Origin of the sequence: Paenibacillus sp. OV219 (genome assembly GCF_900110075.1) — a bacterium.
Classification (GTDB): Bacteria; Bacillota; Bacilli; order Paenibacillales; family Paenibacillaceae; genus Paenibacillus_Z.
This window is the reverse complement of sequence record NZ_FOCJ01000007.1, coordinates 344,679-368,647: the sequence shown is the minus strand read 5'-3', so window position 1 is coordinate 368,647 and position 23,969 is coordinate 344,679. Positions and strand designations below refer to the sequence as shown.

Sequence of the window (23,969 nt, the reverse complement as noted above, 5' to 3'; positions counted from 1 at the left end):
CATGCCTAAACGATTATTCTCACGCGAAATTATTCTGTTCTCCGTCATTCTGTTCTTCGTCGAATTCGTGCGCGGGGCTGCACTCATCAGCTTCCTGCCCATCTACGGGGAAAAAATGCTCGGTTTATCGCTCGATATTATCGGAATTGCGATAACCGCCCACTACTTAACCGATACCGCTTTGAAGATGGCGATCGGTTATTTGCTCGACCGGTTCTCGATTCGTTTCGTCGTACATACCGGCTTGTTTGTCTCGCTCATCGGCATATTTCTCGTCCCTTTCGCACATGTTCCGTGGCTCTTCATTGTCGCCGCAGCATTATACGGAGTAGGCATTTCGCCAATCTGGATCGTCTGCTTAACGAAAGTGTCGGATGATCGCCGAGCGATGCAAATGGGCTTCCTCTATACGATCTGGTTCATCGGCATCGGTGCCGGACCGATCGTCAGCAACCTGCTGCTCGATTATAGCAAGTCCTTCACCTACTATCTGCTCCTCGGGTTCGCGCTGCTCTGCTGGCTGCTCTCGCTATTTATTAACAACAGCAAGGCGCCAGGCGCAGCAACCTCACTTCCGCTTCGAGAGCAGTTCGTCATTCTGAAAGACCGGCTGCGCCATATGCGCCTGCTGCTGCCTGGCATGGTGCTGCAGACGATGGGCGCTGGGATGCTCGTTCCCATCCTGCCTAGCTTCGCCGAGAACAAGCTTGGCATGAACGGAGCGCAATATTCGCTGCTTCTGACGGCAGGAGGCGCCTGCACGGTGCTTGGTCTCATTCCGCTTGGCCGCTTGTCGGACATCCTTGGCGGTAAGAAATGGTTTCTTGTGCTCGGCTTCGTCTTCATTGGTGTCTCGCTGTACATGCTCTCGCTCGCACCGCCGATGTGGGAGTGCATCGTCTTAACCGGCGTGCTCGGCCTTTCGTATGCGACGCTGCTGCCTGCTTGGAATGCGCTGCTCGCCAACTATGTGCCCCCGAAACAGCAAGGGCTCGGATGGGGCATCTTCTCCACTGTTGAAGGCATTGGCGGTATGATCGGGCCTGTCATCGGCGGTACGCTTGCTACTTGGCAGGGTCAGTCGGCTGTGCTGTGGTATAGCGGCATTATGTACGCCGTTATTGGATTTTTCTATATTTGGTTCCCATTCCGTGCGTTTAGAGAGAAAGAAGTGTCATGAGGCCACGATACGGTTTACTGGGATAAGGTTAGGGGAGAGTTAAACGCATGGATTATTTTCGAGATTGGATTCACTCACTTAAAAATCTAGACCTTGAGCATCTACAGCGGACGCTTGAGAGCTATAAGGCATATGGCCCGCTGCCGGGCATTCTACTCCCCTTGGCGGAATCGTTCCTGCCGGTGCTGCCGCTGCTCGTATTTGTCGCTGCCAACGCTAATATTTATGGGCTGTGGCTAGGATCCTTACTATCCTGGATCGGCGTCTGCAGCGGCTCGCTTCTGCTGTTCTGGATCTCGCGCAGGCTCGGAGGCCATCTAAGCGGCTGGATCCGCCGCAAGTTTCCGCGCGCCTCGAAGCTGCTCGTGTTTATTGAGAAACGCGGCTTCACACCGGTGTTTCTATTCGCTTGCTTTCCTTTCTCGCCTTCGGCGATCATTAATGTCGTCTCCGGACTTAGCCGTATCTCCTTCGGTTCATTCGTCCTCGCGATTCTGCTCGGTAAAGCCGTCATGATTCTCAGCGTATCGGTGCTCAGCTTCGATATCGGCGATCTGACCGAGCAGCCTTGGCGGATCATTCTTGCCCTCGTACTGCTCGTTGTGATGTGGCTGGGCGGCAAGAAGCTGGAGGCGCGCTATCATCTTAAGTAATAAGCGAATGAACGTGAAATGAACGAAATGGGGAACCTCTGCCATGATGAATACGATTGCTACAGCTATTGTTCTTGCCGTTGCCGGCGCGCTCGTTGCGGCGATGATCGTCATGATCCGAATCTCCGGTGACGACTCCGGTAAGCATACCGATTTAAAGCAGTTCGTGGAAGCGCTTTTTGGCGGGTCTGCGTCTCTTGCGGCTAGCAAAGAGACGCCTGAAGAGCGACAGGCTGAGAAAGCCATCGCCTTGCAAGCAGCGGCCAAGCAGCCTTTCACGGAGCCGTGTCCCGCCTGCGGCGATCCCGTCACTCATCAAGATGTCGATTGTCCATCCTGCGGACTGCGGCTGCTGTCGCCACAATGATAACGGCTGCTGCAACAAGCTGCTACAGCCTTGATCCTCACCTATTCTACATAGTTTCACCTCCCTCGTGGCACACTGAGAAAGGCATTTCAATAATTATGACCTATCGATCAGGAGGCCACCATATGTCAGGCGAACAACCTTCCCACCTGCAAGTGAAAGCGAGCAAGGCGCAGTCGAAAGCCGATCGGACAGGCGCAAGCAAAGCTGAGGCGAGCGCAGCACAATCCGCTGCCGACCGCGCCGCTGTTCCTAAGCATGGCCTGTAGGCTGCGGCTGACCGATGAGACTTTTCAGGAGGAGAACGTGATGAACGAACAATTAGGGCATAATCAGATGGACCCGATGTCAGGTGAACCCGTTGAGGTAGATGGTGTTTATAAGAACGAGATTGGTCGTGAAGAGCATCTGAAGCGCAATGACGTCTTCCCCGCTGACCCATCGATCGGGACGACGGAATGGGAGCTCATCCAGCTCGACTTCGATAATCACCATGAAGGCAAGACCGATGAGCGGCTTACGCCGAAGAAGGAAATTACGCAGCATGAAGCGCATCTGCAGCATCCGCGCAGACATCCGGATGATGTTGATAAATAATTGCTAAACCGCTCAAGGTGAAACGGCTGTCGCTGTCCTTTTGGCGTAGTAGCGCGTTTCAATCCGGAGACATTATAGAAATGAATAGGAGCAAACTTATAAATTCTATAATGTTAACGATAAACGCCCTTGTACCTGTCGGCGATGAGCAGTAGTTGCTCTTTCGCAATCGCGGATACAAGGGCGTTTTTTGTCATTTTGTCAGCAGCTTTAATAATGTTATTGCAGGCTCAGCTCTGCAGCACCTTCGCGCTGTTGTACCTGATCCGCTACTTTGTCGAGTCGGCGTAGATGATAACCGTACTCCAGCATCGACGATGCAACGAATACAAGGCGCTTGTTATGCCCGTGTTCCTCATGCAGGTAATTCGTCAGCTGCTCAATTAGCCGATCCTCCCGCTCCTGCTCAGGCTCAATCGTCGCGAACGGCTTCATTTTGCCGGCAAGCTTGAGCAGGATATGCTCGTGATACTTCGCCAGCTCCTCGATTTGGGCGTCGAACCGCTTCGCCCACATCTCTGCATCCGCTGCTGAGAAATAATGCTCCTCTACGACTTCAAGCAGATCGACACCTTTGTGCAGCGCTTTAATGAGATGCTTGGACAGAATGAGCTGCCTCGCTCGCGCTACCTTACGCTTCGGAAGCAGCGAGCGCTCCTCCTCAAACAGCAAGTACGCCTCATCTAGCTTGCGCAGAATGCCGACCAGCTTCTCCTTCTCCCTGCGATGCACATCCTCCTTCATCTCATTCGAGATGGCGAGGCGCAGCAGGAGAGATAGCTGGTTGTAGGCCTCCTGAACTTGGCTAACGAACTGCTTGCGCGGACGCGGCGGAATAATGAGCGTGTTCACGGCAAAAGCAGCCGCCATCCCTGTCAGCACCATGAGGACGCGGTCGAGCGCGAACGTCCAGCCTCCCTGATTCGCTTCCATAACCGCTACAACCGTAACCAGCGTAAGACCTATCGTGCTCTCCATCCGCAGCTTAATGCTTATAAGAATGACAAGAATACAAACAAGTCCGACTGCAATCGGCGTCGTCCCGAACAGACGGACCGCCGCCAGTGCGACAGCTGCGCCGAGCAAATTGGTTTGGAGCTGATCGACGACCTGCTGCCAGGAACGAGAAATGGACGGCTGAATGGTAAAGATCGAAGCAACGGCTGCGATGATCGGGGATGAAAAGCCGAGCAGATTGCTCAGGTAGACAGCCAGAGCGACGGCAAGCCCCGTCTTCAGAACTCGTGCGCCAATTGTCATTCCACACCGCTCCTTATGACAGACTCAGACAACTGAATGTTCGTCTCGGCGACCGCAAGGCCGTTCACCACAAGCGTCAGCCTATGTAGCCCCTCATAATGCTTACGTGTCGATAATTCCTTCCAGCTTAACTTCTTCGCGCCTGAGAAGCTGGTCCCCGGCGCAGCTTTCTTATCGGTTACAAGGAACCGTTTCTCCGACACCTTGCCGCCGGATTTCACATAGAAGACGCCAAGCTCCACGCGAAGACGCAGCAGTTCTGCGCTTTGCGACTGGCGCAGCTTCACTTCGTAGCGAAGCTCGCTCTCTTCGCCAATGCGAACTTCCTGCGAGAGCGTCTGCAGCTCTGCGTGCTCGACGAAGCCTTCCGCGTCCACGCTGTGCTCCTCATAGCCGAACAGCGCCATGATTTCCGGGTCCGCCGCTTTAATGAGCGTGCGGCAGCCATGACGGACGATCCAGTCCGTCCACTGGTGATGACCGCTCCAGCGCTTTGCGATTTCTCGCACAATCGTTGGATGATCCTTCGCGATATCGTTCAAATTATTAGCGACACTCTTTCGTACATACAGCGACGGATCGCACTTCAGCAGCTCGAGCAGCGGCACAATCGGTGACGGATCCTTCTTGTATATCGTCAAAGCCGGCGCCCACGGCAGGCGCGGTCTGCAGCCTTCGCTGGCCAGCCGGCGCACATGCTCATTCGGGCTCAGCGCCCATTCCATCATGCGCGCGAGCGTGCGCCCTGGCGCTTGCATCAGGAACGGCCTGATTGCGAACTCGGCTGAGGACTGCACCGTGAAGCGCGCAAGCGCGTCCAACGAACGCTCGTGATGCTGCTCTTCTAGACCATACACCTCTACGAAATCGGGGAAAAATAAGTACGGGAAGCCTGCGCACTGCTCATGAATGGCAAGCAATACACCGAGTGCCTCCGGGTATGATGCAGGCAAAGTTGCCCCAAGTGCGTGCGTAATGCGCCGAATTCGGCCCTTCAGCTCAAGCGCCTCCCAGCCGTCTCCCATGACGAGCCGGATAAACGCCTCTTGCTCAAAAGGTGCCCACGCGGAGGCGACGCGCGCCGCGAATTGCCGCAGGAACGGCAGGTCATACATTGCTTTTAACGGTTCAGCCATATCTTGTCTTACCTCCTTCCGTTATTATAGCCGATTCTGCTGCAAAAAGAAGTTGGCGAGCCCCTCTGCCGCCCCTTATAATGAGTGCAAGTCAGAGGAGGAGTCGCGTCATGTGGATATTCGTCGTTAATGAACGAGCCGGAAGCGGCCGTGGGAACACAATATGGAAGCTTGTTGAAGCTGAGCTACAGCGCAGAAGCCTTCCGTATCAAGCGGTCATAGCGGCTTCAGCTGAGACTGCGTGCGAGGAAGTGCGAAACTTGCTTGCTCGGAGCCAAAATCGCGCGAACAGCAATGACTCACTCTCGGAAGTGCGAGCGGTTACAGTGATCGGCGGCGACGGCACGGTCCATAGTATCCTCCCTGCGCTGCAAGGCAGCGGCGTTCCGCTCGGTCTCATCCCGTCCGGCTCCGGCAACGATACAGCGTGCGCCTTCGATATTCCGAAGCAGCCGCTTGCAGCGCTGGAACGCGTGCTTCAAGGTGAGGCTATGCCGATCGACATCATTATGCTTGGCGATGGCAGCAATCTACCGAGACCCATTCTGACAGCGCTCGCCGTCGGCTTCGACGCAGCAATCGCGTCCGCGGTGAATCGCTCTTCCTATAAAAAGCTATGTAATAAGCTTGGCGTCGGCTCGCTTGCCTATGTCATCGCCCTCTTTCACATGCTGCTGACTTATCGCCCTCGCCAGATGACGGTGACGATAGATGGTACGCCACATGTGTACAAGCGTGGTTGGATGGCTGCGATCTGCAACGTGCCCGCTTACGGAGGCGGCCTGCGCATCTGCCCGGAGGCATCGCCTTCCGACGGTTTACTTGATATTTGCATCGTGCATACGTGCACGCCGTTGCAGCTGCTTCGCCTTTTCCCGACACTGCTTACGGGTAAGCATGTCCGACTACCGTTCGTGACGATGCTGCGCGGACAGCGCGTATCGGTTACCGCCGAGTCCGTAGAGGGAGCTGCGCCTATCTCCGCGTTTGGTGATGGCGAACCGACCTCCGAGGTGCCGCTTGAGGTGGAAGCTGTTTCAAATCGGCTTCTTTTGGTGAGATAAACGTTGAACGTTCTCTCGATTTCGATATAATAGGGCAGAAGGAGTGATCACATCATGAAAATAATAAAAGAATTTAGAGAGTTCGCCGTCCGAGGCAATGTGCTCGATCTTGCTGTCGGGGTAATCATAGGCGGTGCGTTTGGCAAAATCGTCACCTCACTCGTGAACGATATCATTATGCCGCCGATCAGCAAGCTTATGGGCAACGTTAATCTCGTTGATCAGTTTTTCTTGCTGTCCCATGTGGACGAACGTCCCAAGACGTTATTAGATGCACAGAAAGCATCTGTCTCCGTCATTGCATACGGCAATTTTATTAACGTTGTACTCGATTTCACCATTGTCGCTTTCTGTATCTTCATGATCGTGAAAGGGGCTAATACGCTTCGCCGTATCGGCACCAAGGAACCTGAGGTCGTTGTAAACCCGGAACCGACCGATAAGGACTGCCCGTACTGCTTGACCAAGGTTCCGATTAAAGCAACGCGCTGCGGTCACTGTACTTCGCATCTGACGGATACGCCAGATGGCGTACAGGAAGGCTTGGCCTAACCGTTGGCAGCGCACGAATCGAACGACAATGGAGGTGACGCAGCTGGTCCCGTTTCCTCCGCTGAGGAAGAGCAGTTCGACTACTACGACGAAGCCGGTAACTGGCTAGGTACGGCAAGCCGCAGCGACGTACATGCGCGCGGGCTGTGGCATCGCTCTATTCATTGTTGGCTGACGCGGCGGGATGGCGAGCGCAAGCTTGTCCTGTTTCAGCAGCGCTGTGAAGATAAAGACACGTTCCCGAGCCACTTCGACATTACAGCAGCCGGCCATCTAAGTGCCGGCGAAACGATGCGCGATGCCGCTCGGGAAATCGAAGAAGAGCTCGGCGCCTATGTGCCGTTCGATGCGCTCATCCCGCTTGGTGAAGCCCGCAAGGAAACGGCGGGCTTCGCCAAAGGCGTGGACTTCATCGACCGCGAGGCGAGCGAAGTATTCGGCTTTATTTACGACGAACCGCTCGCTTCACTAACGCTGCAGCCGGAAGAAGTGGCCGGGATTTACGAAGCCGATCTCGAAGCGATGATTGCGCTGTTTGAGGGGCGGCAGGATCACGCAGCGGCGGCCGGGTTCCGACTTGGCTCTGATCAGCAGCCATTAGCGGCTTCCGTTCAAGTAAAGGCTTCGGATTTCGTGCCAAGGCCCGCAAGCTATTATTCCGATGTATTCCGCGCTTTACTGCTCTCGCTTTGAGCAGTAGGGCGCTTTTTTTATGGGTACCTTTTCCACGATTCTTCGACTTCGCCTGGGACTGAGGCTGCGGCTGTGGGACGGCGGCGATGCCAGCCTCGATGCCGCCTCGGCCTGCGTTCGGTTGACCCGTTGCACGTTCCCAGTTCGTATACCACTGATCGATCAGCCAGTGGATTTTGTAAAACATCGTCGTGGAAGGCGCAATGTCGAAGTCGTTCAGTGCATCCTCGTTAAACCACCTCGCCGCCTCTTGATGAATGCAGCCGTGCAAGTTCGAGCCTTCAATAAACAAACCCAGCTGATCCAGCGTCGCGAAGGATTGCGGGTTATTCACTACGCGGGCTTCAGCCGCACGGTTGTAGCATGGGGCGTTACGAATGACTTCAGGTACACGCGGCCAAGCCGCCACAAGCTGCGGATCGTAGCCCTGAGCGTTATACCACTGCAGTGCTTTTCGAATAAAATACCGGTGGAATTGCATAAACTCCTGCCCGTAGCCAGGCGGCAGCAGAGCTGGGTTATCATGATGATGAGTATGGTGCCAGCGCATATGCTCATCTAATAAGGCTCGCGGGAAATTCGGTATAAACGGCATACCCTCACCTCCGTAGACATACGTCCATTTACTCCCATTTTATGCCGCCTCGCCAACATCGGTTCACAACAATACAGATTGCCTCCACTTTAACAAGCGACCTCTCTTAGATACCCTCCTCGGTGTCTAGAAATAAAGGGGGTACCCTCTTAAACTCCATTATTGTATTAGTAAGTTAGCCTTGCCGTTTGCTAATAAACTTTCATATTGTAATTGAGAATCATTGAAAGGAGGCTAAATATATGAGTTGTGGTTTTTGTGGAGGTTTTGGTAGAGGCTTTAATGGAGTTCCAAGCATTCTATTCCGTCTCTCGCCTGGGGTACGTGTAGACGTTGTATTTGACCACACTGGCCCACAAGGGCTTCAGGCTACATTCCTCGGATTTGTAGGGAATTCCGCACTGTTCTTGGCTAATTGCAGAGTCTTGTACATTAATCCTCGCAGCATTCAAGCCATCTCGTTGCATTCATCTCGTAAATCATGTTAAGTCAGATCTCCATTATGTAACGTTGCAAATCTCTCAATCTCACAAAATTCATTAATTCATTAGTAGATTAGCCTTGTCATTTGCAAACAGACTCTCATATTGTATATGAGATTCATTGAAGGGAGGAAAAAGATATGAGTTGTGGTTTTGGTTTCGATAGAGGGTTTGGAGGAGCTCCAAGCATTTTGTTCCGTCTCTCTCCAGGGGTACGTGTAGACGTTGTGTTCGATCACACTGGTCCACAAGGGATTCGAGCTACTTTCCTTGGATTTGAAGGGAATTCCGCACTGTTCTTGGTCAATAATGAAGTCTTGTTTATTAATCCTCGTAGTATTCAAGCAATCTCGATTCATAATTGAAATGAATGTGTAGATCGCTAGGTCAAATCCAATCTATAGCCGGCGAGGGTACGGAATTTGATCCGTACCCCTTTTTATTGAAAATCTATGGGCATCAAGTCGTCGATACAGACCACTATGTGATGCGCAGCCCTGCCAAGGGCAATACATTTTTGAAAGGAGAATAGCTAGGAATGAATAAAGAAGATGATTTCGATTTCGTAGACTTCCGAGACCGAATTAAAAAGTTGAAGCAAGAGAAAATGAACAAAAACCACTGGGATCAAGATGATGTTACCGATGTGATAGAGCGTGTAAAGTCTGAAATGATGCCAGTTATTAGAGCATTTGTTGAAACTGATCGTACTTTAGAAATACAATCCAATACATTTCGAGCTATTTATCTCTCGTATGCAAACGCAAGGATATATGGGCTATGGGTGTCGGCAACCCACTTAGATAGCATCAACATCGATGCTGTGTTTGATTCGATTTCGACCCGAATATACTCAGGAAGTTTCATCGAGAAAGAGATTAAGACCGCAGTTAAAAATGCTCTATTAGATTGGTATAGCAAAATTATCTAGCTGACGGGTGCTTCCGTTTCCGGCGGAGCGCTTCAGCGCTTCGTCGAATTTAGGACGAGCATGCGCCCAGTAACAGCCAAGAAACTATTGCGAAGCTGTCTGCATCCGATTCCATGAAACACACAAAGAAGCGCGATCCCCGACTACTCGGGAACCGCGCCTTGACGAATCATAGAACGCTTGAAACGATTAGGTGCTTGTCTTCGTCTCAACAACACTAGTAGACGTGCCTGCATTAGCGCCGCCTACTACTTTCAACCGGAACTGATAAGCGGTATTCGCCGTTAAGCCTGTAACCGTCGCTGTTGTTACCGATGTTGAAATCGTGGAGCTCTTCGCTGTTTTCCAACTCACTCCACCGTCGGTAGATTGCTCAATGACGATGCTTGTTGCACGCACGGCAGCTGTCCACGTGAATATTACGCTAGTCTTCGTCGCAGCACTCTTCAGAGCAAAGTTCGCTACGGGTACGGATGCCGTCGTCGCGTCCAGAACGGCAGAGTTGCCTGCGTTCTGTCCGCCAGTAACGACCAGGCGGAACTTATACGGAGCGCCCTGCAGCAAGCCGGTTACTGTTGCTGACGATGCATCAACACTAAGCGTTGCTGTTGTGGCTGACTTCCATGTCGTACCGTTCGTCGACTGCTGAATGATCACCGCGGTAGCACCGATAGCAGGAGTCCAATGAAGCGAGATGCTCGTGGTCGCTGCGGTCTCTATTGCCAGATCTGTGATCGGCTGCGGATTGGTCGTGACCGCCGTCACGTTCGAGATGCCTTCGTTCATACCACCGTCTATTCTCAGCCGGAAGCTGTACGGCTTGTTCGGCGTCAAACCTGTAACCGTTGCTACTGCGCCGTTGGATGCAATCGGCGTATCTGTTGTTGACGGTACCCACGTAGTGAGGTCCGTGGACTGCTCTACGGTAATTGTTGTGGCAATTGAGCCCGTACTTGGCGTCCAATTGAACGATACGGTAGTCGCTGTTTTGGCCGTGTTTGCAAAGGTTGTAATCGGCAGAGGAGCAGTCTTCGCCTCAACAACAGCAGTAGTCGTACCTCCGTTAGCGCCGCCTACTACTTTCAACCGGAATTGATAGATGGTATTCGGCTTTAAGCCCGTAACCGTCGCTGTTGTTGCCGTAGCTGAAATCTTGGAGCTCGTCGCTGTTTTCCAATTCTCGCCGCCGTCTTCAGATTGCTCAATAACGATGCTTGTTGCACGAACAGCTGCTTTCCACGTGAACGATGCACTTGTCGCCGCCGCCGCGCCTTTCAGCACAAAGTTCTCTACTGGGATCGTTTGCGTCGTCGCTTCCAGAACAGCAGAATTGCCTACGTTCTGCCCGCCAGTAACGAGCAGGCGGAACTTATACGGAGCGCCTTGCAGCAAGCCAGTTACTGTTGCTGACGATGCATTCGCATTAAGTGTGACTGTTGTTGCTGCTGTCGTCCATTTCGTACCGTCCGTGGACTGCTGAACGACTACCGCTGATGCACCGATAGCTGGAGTCCATTCCAACGAGATTTCCGTGAGCGTTGCAGTCTTTCTCGCCAGGTCCGCAATCGGCTGAGGAATGGTTGTAACCGCCGTCACGTTCGAGATGCCTTCGTTCATACCGCCGTCTATTTTCAGCCGGAAGCTGTACAGTTTGTTCGGCGTCAAGCCTGTAACCGTTGCGACTGCGCCGTTGGATGCAATCGGCGTATCTGTTGTTGAGGTCACCCACGTAGTGAGGTCCGTGGACTGCTCTACAGTAATCGTTGTGGCGATTGAACCCGCGCTTGGCGTCCATTTGAACGAAGCAGTGGTCGCTGCTTTGGCCGTATTCGCAAAGGTTGTAATCGGCACCGGAACAGTCTTCGCCACAGCAGCAACAGACGTACCGTCGTTAGCGCCGCCTACCACTTTCAACCGGAACTTATATGCGGTATTCGGCTTTAAGCCCGTAACCGTAGCTGTTGTTGCCGTAGCTGAAATCTTGGCGCTCGTCGCTGTTTTCCAACTTGATCCGCCGTCTTCAGACTGTTCAATGACGATGCTAGTTGCACGAACAGCTGCCGTCCATGTGAACGACGCACTTGTTGTCGCCGCCGCGCCTTTCAGCGTAAAGTTCGCTACAGGTACGGATTCCGTCGTCGCGTCCAGAACAGCAGAATTACCTGCGTTTTGCCCACCGGTAACGAGCAGTCGGAACTTATACGGAGCGCCCTGCAGCAAGCCGGTTACTGTGGCTGACGATGCATTCGCATTAAGTGGACCTGTTGCTGCTGCCGTTGCTGCTGCCGTCCATGACGTTCCATTCGTGGACTGCTGAACGACTACCGCTGTTGCACCGATAGCCGGAGTCCATTCCATCGAGATGCTCGTGGTTGTTGCAGTCTTTCTCGCCAGGCCCGCAATCGGCTGCGGAATGGTAGTAACCGCCGTCACGTTCGAGATACCCTCATTCATACCGCCGTCTACTTTCAGCCTGAAGCTGTACGCTTTATTCGGTATTAGGTTTGTAACCGTAGCGACTGCCGAATTGGATGCTATCGGCGTATCTGTCGTTGACGTTACCCATGTAGAGAGGTCGGTGGACTGCTCTACATTAATCGTTGTGGCGATAGAGCCTGCGCTTGGCGTCCATTTAAACGAAGCGGTAGTTGCTGCTTTGGCCGTATTTGCAAAAGTTGTAATCGTCACTGGAACAGTCTTTGCTCCTACCGCAGTAGATGTACCGGCATTACCGCCGCCTACTACTTTCAACCGGAACTGGTAGCTCGTATTCGGTGTTAAACCCGTAACTGTCGCGGTTGTAGCGGAAGTCGCGATTTTACTCGCTGTTGCTGTCTTCCAATTCTCGCCGTCATCGGCAGATTGCTCAATAACGATGCTTGTTGCACGAACAGCTGCAGCCCATGTGAACGACGCGCTTGTCGTCGTAGCAGCAGCTTTTAGCGCAAAGCTCGCTACGGGTACAGTAAGCGTCGTCTCGTCCAGGACGTTGGAATACCCGGCACTGTAGCCGTTCGTTACGGACAGCCGGAATTTAAGTGCTGTGCCAGCTAGAAGGCCAGTAACTGTAGCACTCGTTGATGTTGCATTCAGCGCGCTTGTAGTAGCCGTTGTCCATGTTGTGCCATTCGTAGATTGCTGCAAAATGACACTTGTCGCACCTGTTGCCGCTGTCCAACTGAAAGTTAAGCTGGAGCCTGTTTTGCTTGAAACTTTTAAATCTGTAATGGGGATAACATCCGTTTTGACATCTACGACGTTAGAATCGCCCCCATAACCGCCTCCAGTAACTAGAAGACGGAATTTATAAGCTGTATTCGGAGTCAAATTAGTAACCGTTGCACCTGTTGCATTTGGAACGATTGCATCGAGTGTCGAAGCCTTCGTCCAATTGGTGCCTCCATCGGTGGATTTCTGAATTTCCACTGCGCTTGCATCAGACGCTTCCGTCCATGCAAAGCTTGCCGTTGTTGCATTCTTGGCTGTGTTCGTGAATGAATTTAATTTAGCATTTGGCGTATCAAGGGAGAGCAAATTAGAATTACCGGCACTATTGCCACCAACCACGACTAAGCGGAATAAATAGTGCTTTCCAGGAAGTAAATGACTAACTGTCGCCGTTGTTGCAGCAGTAGTCAAAGTACTGGTTGCAGCGCTTGTCCAATTGTATCCTCCATCAGTGGATTGTTGAACCGCTACGCTCGTAGCCCCTGAGCCAATCGACCAGTTAAAGGTCGCAGACATAGTAGTGTCATAAAAGATACCCGAGAAATCGTAAACGGAATAAGAGATGCCTACCTCAGCCCATGCATCAATTACGATAGACTTCAGCTTCTTGACTTGCTGCGAGGTAAGCCCAGGCAGAGAGTCTACTGCCATCAAGTAAGCGAATCTTGCATCCATGAAATCAGCTGTAGGAAATAAGTACTGCATTGCAGCGTAGGTGAGTTTACCCAAAGTAGTTCTGCCATTTAAAGAAAGGCCTGCACCATCGATTTTACTAACCATTAAATAAGCTGCGTGATTCGGAATGCCGCTGTTCGTATGTACGCCGCCATTATCTTCCTCATTGGATTCCGGCCAATAGGTGCTGTCTGACATTTTTCCCGGTTGGCCATACCGGGCTGGATATTGTAGGCTTCGGCCGATCATTCCGGAATCCTCACCCATATCCCAGTCATTGGAATCGATAACGACTCCCATAATGTCAGAGAAGGATTCGTTTAATGCGCCAGACTGATTCCGATATTCAAGGCCGCTCGTGTATTGGGTAACGCCGTGCGTAATCTCGTGAGCAACGATATCAAGGGCACAGGACGTACAATTCATACCTCCATTGGAAACACCAGACCCATCGCCGTAATACATCGCACTTCCGTCCCAGAAGGCATTATCCATCAGATAGCCATTATCGGGTACGTTAACTAACGAAAAAATATCCATCCCATTGCCGTCAATACTATCTCTACCTAATGTATTCTTGTAATAGTTATAGACTAGGTTTGTGTTATAATGCGCATCGACCGCTGCACTGTAATAGTGCGGAGGAAACAAAGTATTATCTCTGAATGTAGTTGTCTTACTCCACGTTGCAGGCACGCCATTTCCATCCAACTCGTACCAACTTCCTGTGAAAATCATACCAGGATGCGTGAGGTTGACTAACTCATAATCTGTATAGCTTCCATATGTATATTTAATAATATTCAACGACTTGGAAGCTCCGTTATAGCCGTAACCTGTACCCGTCATCGGTGAGTTTGTCTCTTGAAGCTTATTATACTTATCAATAACCGCCCCAGTATTAGCATCCACATAACCTACCCAGTTCGCGTGAGCAGGGTGGATAAAGCTCATATTCACTTCATAAGCCAAATAAATCTTGTCTTGATAAGGATAAATAATCAGCTTGGCAGTCGGCTTAGGATACTGAATGCTACCCCCTTTCGTTTCAAGCTTGGTCTCTAGCTCAATCGATTGCTTGTAGTCTATCTCTAAATCTTTCTTGAATGCTTGTAATGCTGCCTCACCTGCTAGCTTAGGTTTCGTATTTACAGTGGATAGATCGAGCTCTGTATCCACACTATTTTGCACAGCATATACTTTTCTGGCGCTATCCACATTGACTTGAGCATAGCTTCCGTAGACCGGAACGCCGCTTAGCGATTGTTGATAGACGTAGTGCGTTTTGCCAACCTCATCTTTGTTCTTCTTACTCATAATGAAAGATTGTTTACTGCTAACGGCTTTGCTAGATAAGGATAGCTTCTCTTTATTCAATGTAAGGAAGTGTAGAACATCCGTATCTCCCGGAACAGTTCCGGAAAAGCTGTCTTGAATTAATCGGGAGTCGGGAGTACTAATTGAAAAAGAGTCTCCTGATTCCTTCGGCTTACTATCGGTGTTATCCGCAGCGGCAAATGTAAACGCAGGGAATGATAACGATAAAACTAGCATTGGTGTTACAATTCTCGCAAAAAAACGTTTCATACTTTCCTTCCTTTCAAAAATAGGAATATTCTACTAGACCCTATCATACATGAAGGAATAGGAAATGGGTTGGATAATTTGATAGAAAAAATAGTAACTTCTATAAATACCAATTATAAGGAAATGCTATTCTTCATTCGCCAAATAACAATAAAAAGCGCGATTCCCAGCCTCTCGGAAACCGCGCTATTATTATATTTAGATGGTGCTGGTGAAGGGAATTGAACCCCCGGCCTACACGCATTACGAGTGCGTTTCAACCGAGTTTACGTAGGTTCCGTATGGTTCTACAAGCTGTATCTTAGCCTATAAAGACCGTTAAGGTTCGGGAGGAATTTTTATGGCGGTAGATGAACGGGTAGATGAAAACCCTTCGAGCAGCTGATCATATACTATGACTAACTGACTTTTTGCTTAATGAGCTAACGTGCCCGTTAGTTGAATTTCCGTCATTTAAAAGTGATTAAACTGCAGCAAGCATGAGTGCGGAATTATTAGAAGAGATTAAGAAAATAGCCATAGATTGGAAGCCACGAGCCACCCTTTTATTTCTTCCTTTTCCTACATTTTGTGATAAAATATTACTAGAATTGCATATGACCGTAGGAGGATATCACTATGAAAAAGAAAATCCTAATCGCAACCGCACTCACAACCGTAATCGCAGCTTCCACCGCACTCGGGGCCTACGCCGCTACCAAGTTCACTATTAAAGTAAATGGTGCTGTAGCAAACACAGATGCAAAAGTAATCAATGGAGTCACCTACCTCCCACTCAAGGACATCGGAACGCTCCTAGGTGCTAGTGTGCAATACGATGCATCTAGCAAAACAGTAAATGTAACAAGCAAAGCATCCTCTGGGACTTCTACAGGTTCCAACAAAACACCTACTCAGCCTACTAGCACAATTGGATTAAGTCGGAGTAAGCCGGCACCTCTTGGTAGTGAAGTGAATTATAAAGTAGACAAATACTCCGGCAAATACACGATTGCTCTAACACTCGAAGAAGTGATTCGAGGCGATGAAGCATGGAGACTCATTCTACAAGAGAATCAATTTAACGACCCTGCACCTGAAGGCTACGAATACATGCTTGCCAAAATTGGTGCGAAAGTTGTTTCTAACCAGGATACAGATACTTCTGTACGTATTAGCTATTTTGACTTTACACTTGTTTCATCCCAAGGAAAAGACTACGACCGCCACAGTGTTGTAACTCCTGACGAATTGAACTCAAACCTTTACGTTGGCGCATCCGACAGTGGTTATGTAGCATTTATAGTTAAGAAGGACGACCAAAATCCACTCATTACATTCGACAGAGAGTACGATGGTAGCGGTGGAGTTTGGATGAAGCCGTAATAGACAATACAACGAATAAAAAGCCGTTTGGATTGGTCATCAACGGCTTTTTTGATACAAATAAACATTAGAATGACTCTTAGCTGAATAAAGGCATCCGATTATTATTATCGGATGCCTTCGGTTTTTGTTGAACTAATGTGCCCGTTAGCTTAATCGTTTACCTGAATATGGAATCACAATTTCGATACATCCCAGGCTCCACCTGAGCCATGATAGGTCTCAACACTTAACTCAAACTTTCTGTTACATGAAGTACATTTAAACAAGTGATATAAAACATCATCTGGAAAAGGCTGTCCTTTTTGAAGAGAAAAAAAGTCACAGTTACCTTTGATAATCTCCAGTGTTCCTTGTTTAAGGACTTCCTTCACTTGTTCAACAATATTAAAGTATTCATATGGATGAGCGATATTTATTCTCTCTGAAAAACCATCGCATCTATTGCACATTCCATTTACCTCCATACTTTTACCTTTACTGAAGTATTCGAGGATTGACTGAAGTATCCTGCCCGTTAGCGCAACAGGCCGCCGATCGGCAGCCTATTCATTGATGTGCTATCGTTCCCGTTATTTTAACACTTCAGTATTTGGAATTAAGTAATTTTTGTTTGAACTCAGATAAGACAAGTTTTCTTTCTTTAAGGTCTTCCTCTTCTGAGTCCTCCCACAGACTAAGGTCTGCGCCTTTTTCGATCAATTCAATTGTTTTCACTCTTATTTCATTTAGAAGATGATTCTTCTCCAATTGAGCACCAGCTAGTCCTATGTATACTAGTGACATGACTTCTACATCTTCCTCATCTTCGAACTCATCATGATAATTATCGAGTAGACTTTTACTAGCATCTTCAGCTGACAAGCCCTCCTCTAATAAAGCACTATACTCATCACGTACATCACATGTTGTATCATCATCGAAAATACCAGTCCCCCATGCTCCCATTTACCGATCTCTCCTAACTTGTAGTTATATGATTAACCAATTAGAGTATACCAAGACATTCATGTGGTTATCCACGACGACCTGCACACTAAAGACAGAAACGGCAGCCGTTCATCTTTGGCAGGCTGCCTTCGTGTGTTTGTTGAACTATCGTGCCGTGCCCATTAGTGGAATGACTTATATTCACTCCATTATCTCAATAATTTATTTTGACAATAAATAAACATTCACTTTATAACTCGTATAGAACCTTCTATCTCATTTCTTTCTTTTTTCTAGCAACTTTGAAATGTAAATTGGCAAACTTGTTACGCTGCCGATTCCATATGGATTGCAATTGGATACCTCTTCTCTCGATATCTCAATTCCTGTATATTCCCCATCCACCTTATCAGTTCCTTTTACAAGATAAAATTTACCATTTGCGTCTAGTGTCCAATAATTAATACCCCCGTAGTTTGTTAACGGCTCAAGTTCATTGGAAATAATTCCCCATTCCCCACGCTTTATAGCACTGTCATAACACCATTCCGTTACTAATCTTTTTTTCAACTTTACCTTTTCATAATCAAACTCGGACACTGCCATTATCGGCTCCATAGTAAACACTTCAATAAGCACTGTTGCTTCATCCTTAGCCAAAATCCTTCCAACCAACTTATCTTCCCGTCCAGCAATTGGTATCAAAATGAGATCGCCAATATTATACTTAATTCTTCTAGGCATTGTTTTCCTCCTTATAGAATGTTAGCGCAATGAAAATGGAGCATTCGCCACTGGCAAACTGCTCATGATTCGTTCAACTATCAATGTACCCGTTAGCGGAATGACTTAAATTCACTCCAATATCACAATAATTTTTTTAGCAATTAATAAACATTCACTTTTATTTAGTTTACGCGAAGGATCCAAATGTCCAAGCATAGCTTCAATAAAACCAGCTATTTGCTCAGGATCCCTTGACCCGCTAGAGCGAATGTACTTTAGTATTTCATAACTTTCGATACCGTAGATCTTTGAATTATACGGATCCCATTCTGCAATTATTTTATGTATTTTATGTACTTCATCTCTTTGAGAATTAACAACAATTCCTCCTCTACGCCGAAAAGCCGAATTTCTTAAATTTCTATGCATGAAAGTAATTCGCGAAACGATAGAACTATCCTCCGTTAGCGTAAACGAAAAAAGAACAGCTGCCACTGGCATACTGCTCCAAGATCGGTTGAACTATAGTTCTCCGTTAGCTGAATGACTCTGAGAAATGACTCTGAGAAACAACTTATTAGCATTTCGAATTGTTAATTGCTTTCATTACCGCCTCTGCCAACTCGTTTTCTGCATATTTCAACGGCAGCATAATATCCTGTTCAGGCAGAAACTCATAGCCTTTGGTTCGAACGGTTGGCGATACAAGGTACCCTTTCGTTTTCTTCCACTCGACTAGAACAAACTTCCTATTTTTTGTAGCTTTTGAATACCCTCGTATTTTCAATACCTTTTCAATTGGAGAAATTCGACTTGCTTCAACATCTTTTGTGAAACATTGATCGAAAGCAAGCTTTAGCTTCGCTTCTAGCTCAAGTATCCGAAAGCGCGCCATTGCTGACTTTGTATGATGCTGGTGAAGGGAATCGAACCCCCGACCTACGCATTACGAGTGCGTTGCTCTACCCCTGAGCTACACCAGCGCAATAGAAACTTCATTACCTTAACGCATTAAGCCCCTACATACCGCAGAATCGCTCGTATCACCTGAACCGAAGGTCAATCGCCGTTGTTTCCCGCAGGCGGTTTCTCTCCCTTGACGTTAAAAGGGCCACCGTAAAACGTATGCTGGTCAGTATCTTCGGGGTAGTACCAATGAGTAAACGCTTTGCTGAGCTGGTTGATCGACTTAATCGACTGGTCAAAATAATGAACGCCGTATAGCTGAATGCTAATAAATACGGTCAGGAACGTCAGTACGGTGGCAATAACCGTTAGTTCTACAGCTTGGCTTACCCTTTGCGTCTTTCGCAAATCCGCATCCCCTTTCCACTTAATTAGCATGATTCAGATACTATTAAGTTTAAAGGTGGATTACATATAATGTAAACCCTTCCACGTACAATTTTCAACTACATGTAATAAAGAATACGTATTTATTGCAGTATATAGAACGCAAAAGCGCCCCCCACGAAGGAGAGCGCCTGCACTTCAATAATTCGCACCATCACCTGCCCATCAGGCACGGGACAAGCGCCGATTCCCCTTATCCGGAGGCTCCGGCTGGCCGTTGTCGCCGAGCGCAACGCTGCTTGTCACTTGCGGAGAAACCGGGAGATAGAGAGTGAACGTGCTGCCCTCGCCTTTCTGACTAACGAGCGACAGCGTCCCTTCGAGCAGCCGTGCGAGCTGCAAGCTGATAGACAGCCCTAGCCCTGTACCACCGTAGTTGCGATTGATCGAACCGTCCTCCTGCTGGAACGCCTCGAAGATGAGCTTCTGCCTCTCAAGCTCAATACCAATTCCCGTATCCATAATGGAGAAAGATATACGCTGCGGCGAGGTGATCCGCACCGCAGGCCGGCCCCAAGCGACCGGATTCCAGCTGCGAAGCCGGCGCTTCCTCAGAGCAGCAGGGTCAAGCGGCACGCTGCCCTCCAGTTTCACGACTAGCTTGACGCCCCCCCGCTCTGTGAACTTGAACGCATTCACAAGCAGATTCCGCAATATCTGATTGACCCGCAGCGCGTCACTCTGCATCACTTCCGGCACGTTCGGGGCAATCTCCGTCTCGAAGTCGAGATTCTTCCTGCTTGCAAGCGGCGTATATTGCTCCAGCAATGTCTGGACAAGTTCACGCGTCGATAACGGCTCGAAGTAGACGTCCATTTTGCCTGCTTCCACCTTCGACAGGTCTAAGATGTCGTTGATCAGCTGCAGCAAGTCATTCCCAGCCCCGTTGATAAGCTCTGCGTACCGCACGTCCTCCGTGCTGACCCCTTCGCCGTCGCTCTCTTGTAGCAGCTGTGATAACAAAATAATGCTGTTCAGCGGTGTCTTCAATTCATGCGACATGTTCGCAAGAAACTCTGACTTGTATTTGCTCGCAAGCGTAAGCTCCCGCGCCTTCTCTTCAACATCCCGCTTCGCCTCGCGCAGCTCCCGCGTCTGCCTGCGAAGCAGCATGTTCATCGTCCGCAGCTCGTCCACGCGCTGCTGCTCCTTCTGGAAATCCCGAATGATATAGATCAAGAATCCGCTTAGCACAATGCGAATCGGCAGCGAATAGTAGCCAAACTCCCGCCAGTAGGTGCCGAGTGGCATTAAGTCGAGCGTTTCCAGTGTCAGCGTTGTATTCAGGGCATACAATAAATTCACAGCAAGCACCGTAACGATGCTCTTATATTCGAAGCGCCACGGCTTCCAGCGCAGATACGCGCATAACCAAGCACTGACTAAGCCTACAACAGTCATATTCAAAAACGCGGCTATTGCGGCTTCATCGACAGCGAGAAACAGCCGCCCCACTCCGATGCCGAATCCGATTAGCGCGATCGTCACCGGCTGTTGAATCACGAGCACCGCGATAATAAGCGGTACGAATCGCAGATCAAGCAAATATAGGCCATCGGTCTTAATGCCGAAAGCCATCGCCGTCCACCCGCCCAGTATAAACATAGCTGTCGTCAGCCAATATTTTGCCCGATTGGATGCATATTGAAAGAGGTACCGATACCCCAAGTCGAACAAATAAGCCAGCGCAATAAGCAAACAAATATTGGTTAGTAGCGCTTTCGCGTTTGCCAATTTACAAGCCCTCCCGCCGATCTTCTGCAGGTCATTACCCGTTTTTGGGGTGCATGACACAGCATGAGGATTATTCCGCACATTTGAGCAAATAATACCACGAGCGCCACACCCTTAAAATGCGCGAATGTTGCATGAATTTGTTAGAAAAGCTTAAGTAAATCAAACAGAAGACTCATTTCCATTTTATAAGGGACTAAATGATTTTAATTACAATGGAGATATCAAATATACGGAGGCGCTACAACGATGACTAAAGTCATTACCTTCAAGAATCGTACTGTTCCAGTCCACTACCCATCCGAGCAGCTTTCATACATGGAGCTTCTACGCAATAAATTACTGGAAATGGAATTCAACTTTGATTTTCGCAAAAAATGGAAACGAATTAAGTCTGTCGAAATGGTTCGCGACGTGGCTATCCTGCAATACAGCGACGGCACCAAACTTTACCTTGAAGTATGCTAATCATCGGAACGAGTCACAAACATAAAGAGCAGTTTGTACATAGCGGGAAGCTCGGTCATCCAAAACTCCCGCATAGGTGCAAACTGCTCTTTTACGTCTCAACGCTTCACGTTCGCTATAGCGCTGCCTGCTGCAGCTTCGCACAGATCGCATCTTCCTGCATCGGCTTGCCGAGCAAGTAGCCTTGATACAGGTTACAGCCCCAGCTGCGAAGCAGCTCGAACTGCTCCTTCGTCTCGACACCTTCCGCTACCGCTTCAAACCCTAGCTCATGAACGAGTGAGATCATTGCCTTCACAATCGCCGCCTCGGCATGCTGCTCGGTAATATGGCAAATAAACGAACGATCAAGCTTGAGCGTATGCAGTGGCAGCTCTCGCAAGTAAGTCAGCGAAGCATACCCGATGCCGAAATCATCCAGTGCAATGCGCACGCCCATTGCCCGCAGTGCATTCAGCACCGTCGTTGTGTGCTTACTCGAAACAATCATAATACTTTCTGTAATTTCGAATTCCAAGCATTCCGCCGGCGTATTTGTCAGCGCGAGTATACATTGCAGCGTCTCGACGAATCCAGGGGCTGTAATTTGCATCGGAGACAGATTCACGGAAATGATAATATCGTTCAGCCCTTTGCTCCGCGTCCGGTGAATCATCCGGCATACCTCGCTTAGCACCCATTCGCCAATCTCCACGATTTGGCCGCTCTGCTCTGCGAGTGTTATGAATTCTCCCGGTGGTATATTCCCGAGCAGTTCGTGATGCCACCGTAGGAGCGCTTCCAAACCTCTCAGACGGCCTGCAGCATCGTAAATCGGTTGGTAATGTAGCGACAGATGCTCACTTGGAAGAATGGTTCTGAGTGCCCTGCGCAGCTCTTCCATCCGATTGATATGCGCCACATCATCTTCGATATAGACCGCAACCTGGTTGCCGCCAGCCGCCTTCGCCTGGCGAAGAGCCGTGTCTGCATGACGCACGATTAGCTCCGCCGTATCGCCATCAGCCGGGAAGCTGCTTACGCCAATGCTGCAGAACGTGTATAGCTGCTGTCCTCTGACATGCAGCAAGCTTTCTACCGAGCTTTTAAGCTCTTCAATAAGCCTCTCCGATTCCTTCGATGCCGTATCCAGCTGAAGCATCCGGAACAGAAGAAAGGTGTTACCACTCAAACGATAGACCGAGCAAGACCAGTGGCTCAGCTCATAGAGACGATTCGCCATCTGCCGCAGCGCCTCATCGCCAAACGCCGTTCCCCTCGTTTCGTTAATCAAATAAAACCGGTCCATATCTACAAGCCCCGCAAGCACACCCCTGCCGCACTTCTTCGCTAATGAGATCGCTCTAGCCAGCATGGCGAATGCCGCCTTCCGGCCAGGCAGTCCAGTCAAGGTATCGTACATCTGCGTCGTTGGCGCATTCATACGGCGAGGCATTGTTTCCTCTTGAATGATAGGATCTAATAGTTCCATATGCGTTACCTTTCATCCTTTCGACCCATAAATTCCTTAGGTAAATTCTCACATAAATCGACAGGAAAGGAAATAGAGTTTGGACACTTTAAACGTTAAAATTATGCTAAAGTGAATATTTTCATACAAAAAAAGCCCCCCAGCGCATAAATATGCACCAGAGAGCCTCTATCGTTTATTAATGCGCCGGTTCAGCCTCTGAGACGTATTTGTACCCTACACCCCATACGGTGCGGATAAAATGCGGCTCCTTCGGGTTACGCTCGACTTTGCGGCGAAGATTCACAATATGAACATCGATAGCCCGATCTGTTACGAACGAATCAAATCCACGGATCGCGTTGATCAGATCTTCACGGCTAAACACTTTACCTGGATGGGTAAGAAACAGCTTCATGAGCTCAAACTCAGAGAAAGTCGTCTCGACTTGCGTCCCGCGTACGAGCAGCAATCTCCGCTCGGTATCGAGCCGTATGGCGGTCTCCGATTGCTCTAGCTCGTCCACTTCCGCACCAGCTGCAGCCGTCTGCATCAGTCGTGCTCTGCGAATTAACGCTTCCACCCTCGCACTCAGCTCATGCATGCTGAACGGCTTGCATAAGTAGTCATCTGCGCCTGCGCGCAGTGCTTGTACACGTTCGGAAACTTCCGATTTCATAGACACAATCATAATCGGAACGGAAGATGTCTGCCGTATCTTCAAGCACAACTCTGTGCCATCCCAATCCGGAAGCATCAAATCCAGCAATACGACATCCGGGTTGAACTGCTCGAGCAGCTTCAATCCTTGCTCACCAGTAGCAGCCTGCTTAATGACGTAGCCTTCTTCAGACATGTACATCGATAGCATATCGCTCATCATTACATCATCTTCGATAACCAATATCTTGTACATGCATTCTTCACCTCGTGAAGGGAGTCG

General features: G+C 49.3%; 24 protein-coding genes and 1 tRNA gene. 13 read left to right on the top strand and 12 right to left on the bottom strand.

What is annotated here, in order from left to right; genetic code table 11:
* The first annotated feature begins 1 nt into the window (after nt 1).
* The 5 genes from BMY11_RS19345 (at nt 2) to BMY11_RS19330 (ending at nt 2,797) form a co-directional block, all read left to right on the top strand.
* A complete protein-coding gene (locus tag BMY11_RS19345) occupies nt 2–1,180 on the top strand; it encodes an MFS transporter (protein ID WP_090579839.1) in 1,179 nt (392 codons plus the stop codon).
* Nucleotides 1,181–1,227: 47 nt separating this feature from the next.
* Entirely contained in the window at nt 1,228–1,833 is a 606-nt protein-coding gene (locus BMY11_RS19340) for a TVP38/TMEM64 family protein (RefSeq protein ID WP_090579836.1), read from the top strand.
* A 43-nt stretch (nt 1,834–1,876) separates the two neighbouring features.
* Nucleotides 1,877–2,200 (top strand): zinc ribbon domain-containing protein, encoded by a 324-nt coding sequence (locus BMY11_RS19335; protein WP_090579833.1) that lies wholly within the window; start codon nt 1,877–1,879, stop codon nt 2,198–2,200.
* A 125-nt stretch (nt 2,201–2,325) separates the two neighbouring features.
* A complete protein-coding gene (locus BMY11_RS28955) occupies nt 2,326–2,469 on the top strand; it encodes a hypothetical protein (RefSeq protein WP_177182717.1) in 144 nt (47 codons plus the stop codon).
* A 40-nt stretch (nt 2,470–2,509) separates the two neighbouring features.
* Entirely contained in the window at nt 2,510–2,797 is a 288-nt protein-coding gene (locus BMY11_RS19330) for a transposase (protein WP_090579827.1), read from the top strand.
* A 219-nt stretch (nt 2,798–3,016) separates the two neighbouring features.
* On the opposite strand, the gene BMY11_RS19325 is transcribed toward BMY11_RS19330, so the two are convergent.
* Complete coding sequence (locus BMY11_RS19325; RefSeq protein ID WP_090579824.1) at nt 3,017–4,057, bottom strand: aromatic acid exporter family protein; 1,041 nt, start codon at nt 4,055–4,057, stop codon at nt 3,017–3,019.
* Nucleotides 4,054–5,193 (bottom strand): DNA alkylation repair protein, encoded by a 1,140-nt coding sequence (locus tag BMY11_RS19320; protein WP_090579821.1) that lies wholly within the window; start codon nt 5,191–5,193, stop codon nt 4,054–4,056. The genes BMY11_RS19325 and BMY11_RS19320 overlap by 4 nt, the downstream gene beginning before the upstream one ends.
* A 110-nt stretch (nt 5,194–5,303) precedes the next feature.
* On the opposite strand from BMY11_RS19320, the gene BMY11_RS19315 reads away from it, so the two are divergent.
* The 6 genes from BMY11_RS19315 to BMY11_RS19290 all read left to right on the top strand — a co-directional run bounded on the left by BMY11_RS19315 (nt 5,304) and on the right by BMY11_RS19290 (nt 9,510).
* Complete coding sequence (locus tag BMY11_RS19315; RefSeq protein ID WP_177182716.1) at nt 5,304–6,257, top strand: diacylglycerol/lipid kinase family protein; 954 nt, start codon at nt 5,304–5,306, stop codon at nt 6,255–6,257.
* Between the two features lie 54 nt (nt 6,258–6,311).
* On the top strand, nt 6,312–6,809 hold the full coding sequence (gene mscL, locus BMY11_RS19310; RefSeq protein ID WP_090579815.1) for a large conductance mechanosensitive channel protein MscL: 498 nt from the start codon (nt 6,312–6,314) through the stop codon (nt 6,807–6,809).
* Nucleotides 6,810–6,812: 3 nt separating this feature from the next.
* Entirely contained in the window at nt 6,813–7,502 is a 690-nt protein-coding gene (locus BMY11_RS19305; protein ID WP_090579812.1) for an NUDIX hydrolase, read from the top strand.
* Between the two features lie 19 nt (nt 7,503–7,521).
* Nucleotides 7,522–8,064, top strand: a complete 543-nt coding sequence (locus BMY11_RS19300) for a hypothetical protein (RefSeq protein ID WP_090579806.1) — start codon at nt 7,522–7,524, stop codon at nt 8,062–8,064.
* A gap of 655 nt (nt 8,065–8,719) precedes the next feature.
* Complete coding sequence (locus BMY11_RS19295; protein WP_090579803.1) at nt 8,720–8,944, top strand: hypothetical protein; 225 nt, start codon at nt 8,720–8,722, stop codon at nt 8,942–8,944.
* A 173-nt stretch (nt 8,945–9,117) separates the two neighbouring features.
* A complete protein-coding gene (locus BMY11_RS19290) occupies nt 9,118–9,510 on the top strand; it encodes a hypothetical protein (RefSeq protein WP_090579800.1) in 393 nt (130 codons plus the stop codon).
* A 189-nt stretch (nt 9,511–9,699) separates the two neighbouring features.
* On the opposite strand, the gene BMY11_RS19285 is transcribed toward BMY11_RS19290, so the two are convergent.
* Complete coding sequence (locus BMY11_RS19285) at nt 9,700–15,000, bottom strand: fibronectin type III domain-containing protein (RefSeq protein WP_090579798.1); 5,301 nt, start codon at nt 14,998–15,000, stop codon at nt 9,700–9,702.
* A gap of 618 nt (nt 15,001–15,618) precedes the next feature.
* Between BMY11_RS19285 and BMY11_RS19280 the strand changes: the two genes are divergently transcribed.
* Entirely contained in the window at nt 15,619–16,365 is a 747-nt protein-coding gene (locus BMY11_RS19280) for a stalk domain-containing protein (protein WP_090579795.1), read from the top strand.
* Between the two features lie 176 nt (nt 16,366–16,541).
* On the opposite strand, the gene BMY11_RS19275 is transcribed toward BMY11_RS19280, so the two are convergent.
* From BMY11_RS19275 to BMY11_RS19240, 7 genes are all read right to left on the bottom strand, one after another.
* Complete coding sequence (locus BMY11_RS19275; RefSeq protein WP_090579792.1) at nt 16,542–16,817, bottom strand: hypothetical protein; 276 nt, start codon at nt 16,815–16,817, stop codon at nt 16,542–16,544.
* A gap of 133 nt (nt 16,818–16,950) precedes the next feature.
* Entirely contained in the window at nt 16,951–17,313 is a 363-nt protein-coding gene (locus BMY11_RS19270) for a MarR family transcriptional regulator (RefSeq protein WP_090579790.1), read from the bottom strand.
* A gap of 258 nt (nt 17,314–17,571) precedes the next feature.
* On the bottom strand, nt 17,572–18,039 hold the full coding sequence (locus BMY11_RS19265; protein ID WP_090579788.1) for an Imm26 family immunity protein: 468 nt from the start codon (nt 18,037–18,039) through the stop codon (nt 17,572–17,574).
* Nucleotides 18,040–18,150: 111 nt separating this feature from the next.
* On the bottom strand, nt 18,151–18,516 hold the full coding sequence (locus tag BMY11_RS19260; RefSeq protein ID WP_090579785.1) for a hypothetical protein: 366 nt from the start codon (nt 18,514–18,516) through the stop codon (nt 18,151–18,153).
* A 416-nt stretch (nt 18,517–18,932) separates the two neighbouring features.
* A tRNA-Thr gene (locus tag BMY11_RS19250) sits at nt 18,933–19,004 on the bottom strand.
* Between the two features lie 76 nt (nt 19,005–19,080).
* On the bottom strand, nt 19,081–19,335 hold the full coding sequence (locus tag BMY11_RS19245; protein ID WP_090579779.1) for a hypothetical protein: 255 nt from the start codon (nt 19,333–19,335) through the stop codon (nt 19,081–19,083).
* 204 nt (nt 19,336–19,539) lie between these two features.
* Nucleotides 19,540–21,108: a sensor histidine kinase gene (locus tag BMY11_RS19240; protein WP_090579777.1), complete on the bottom strand. Its 1,569-nt coding sequence runs from the start codon at nt 21,106–21,108 to the stop codon at nt 19,540–19,542.
* 249 nt (nt 21,109–21,357) lie between these two features.
* On the opposite strand from BMY11_RS19240, the gene BMY11_RS19235 reads away from it, so the two are divergent.
* Complete coding sequence (locus tag BMY11_RS19235) at nt 21,358–21,576, top strand: hypothetical protein (protein WP_090579775.1); 219 nt, start codon at nt 21,358–21,360, stop codon at nt 21,574–21,576.
* Between the two features lie 115 nt (nt 21,577–21,691).
* Here BMY11_RS19235 and BMY11_RS19230 read toward each other — a convergent pair whose 3' ends face one another.
* Nucleotides 21,692–23,047 (bottom strand): putative bifunctional diguanylate cyclase/phosphodiesterase, encoded by a 1,356-nt coding sequence (locus tag BMY11_RS19230; protein WP_090579771.1) that lies wholly within the window; start codon nt 23,045–23,047, stop codon nt 21,692–21,694.
* Nucleotides 23,048–23,225: 178 nt separating this feature from the next.
* Nucleotides 23,226–23,942, bottom strand: coding sequence for a response regulator transcription factor (locus BMY11_RS19225; RefSeq protein ID WP_090579768.1), 717 nt, complete (start codon nt 23,940–23,942; stop codon nt 23,226–23,228).
* Nucleotides 23,943–23,969 lie beyond the last annotated feature (27 nt).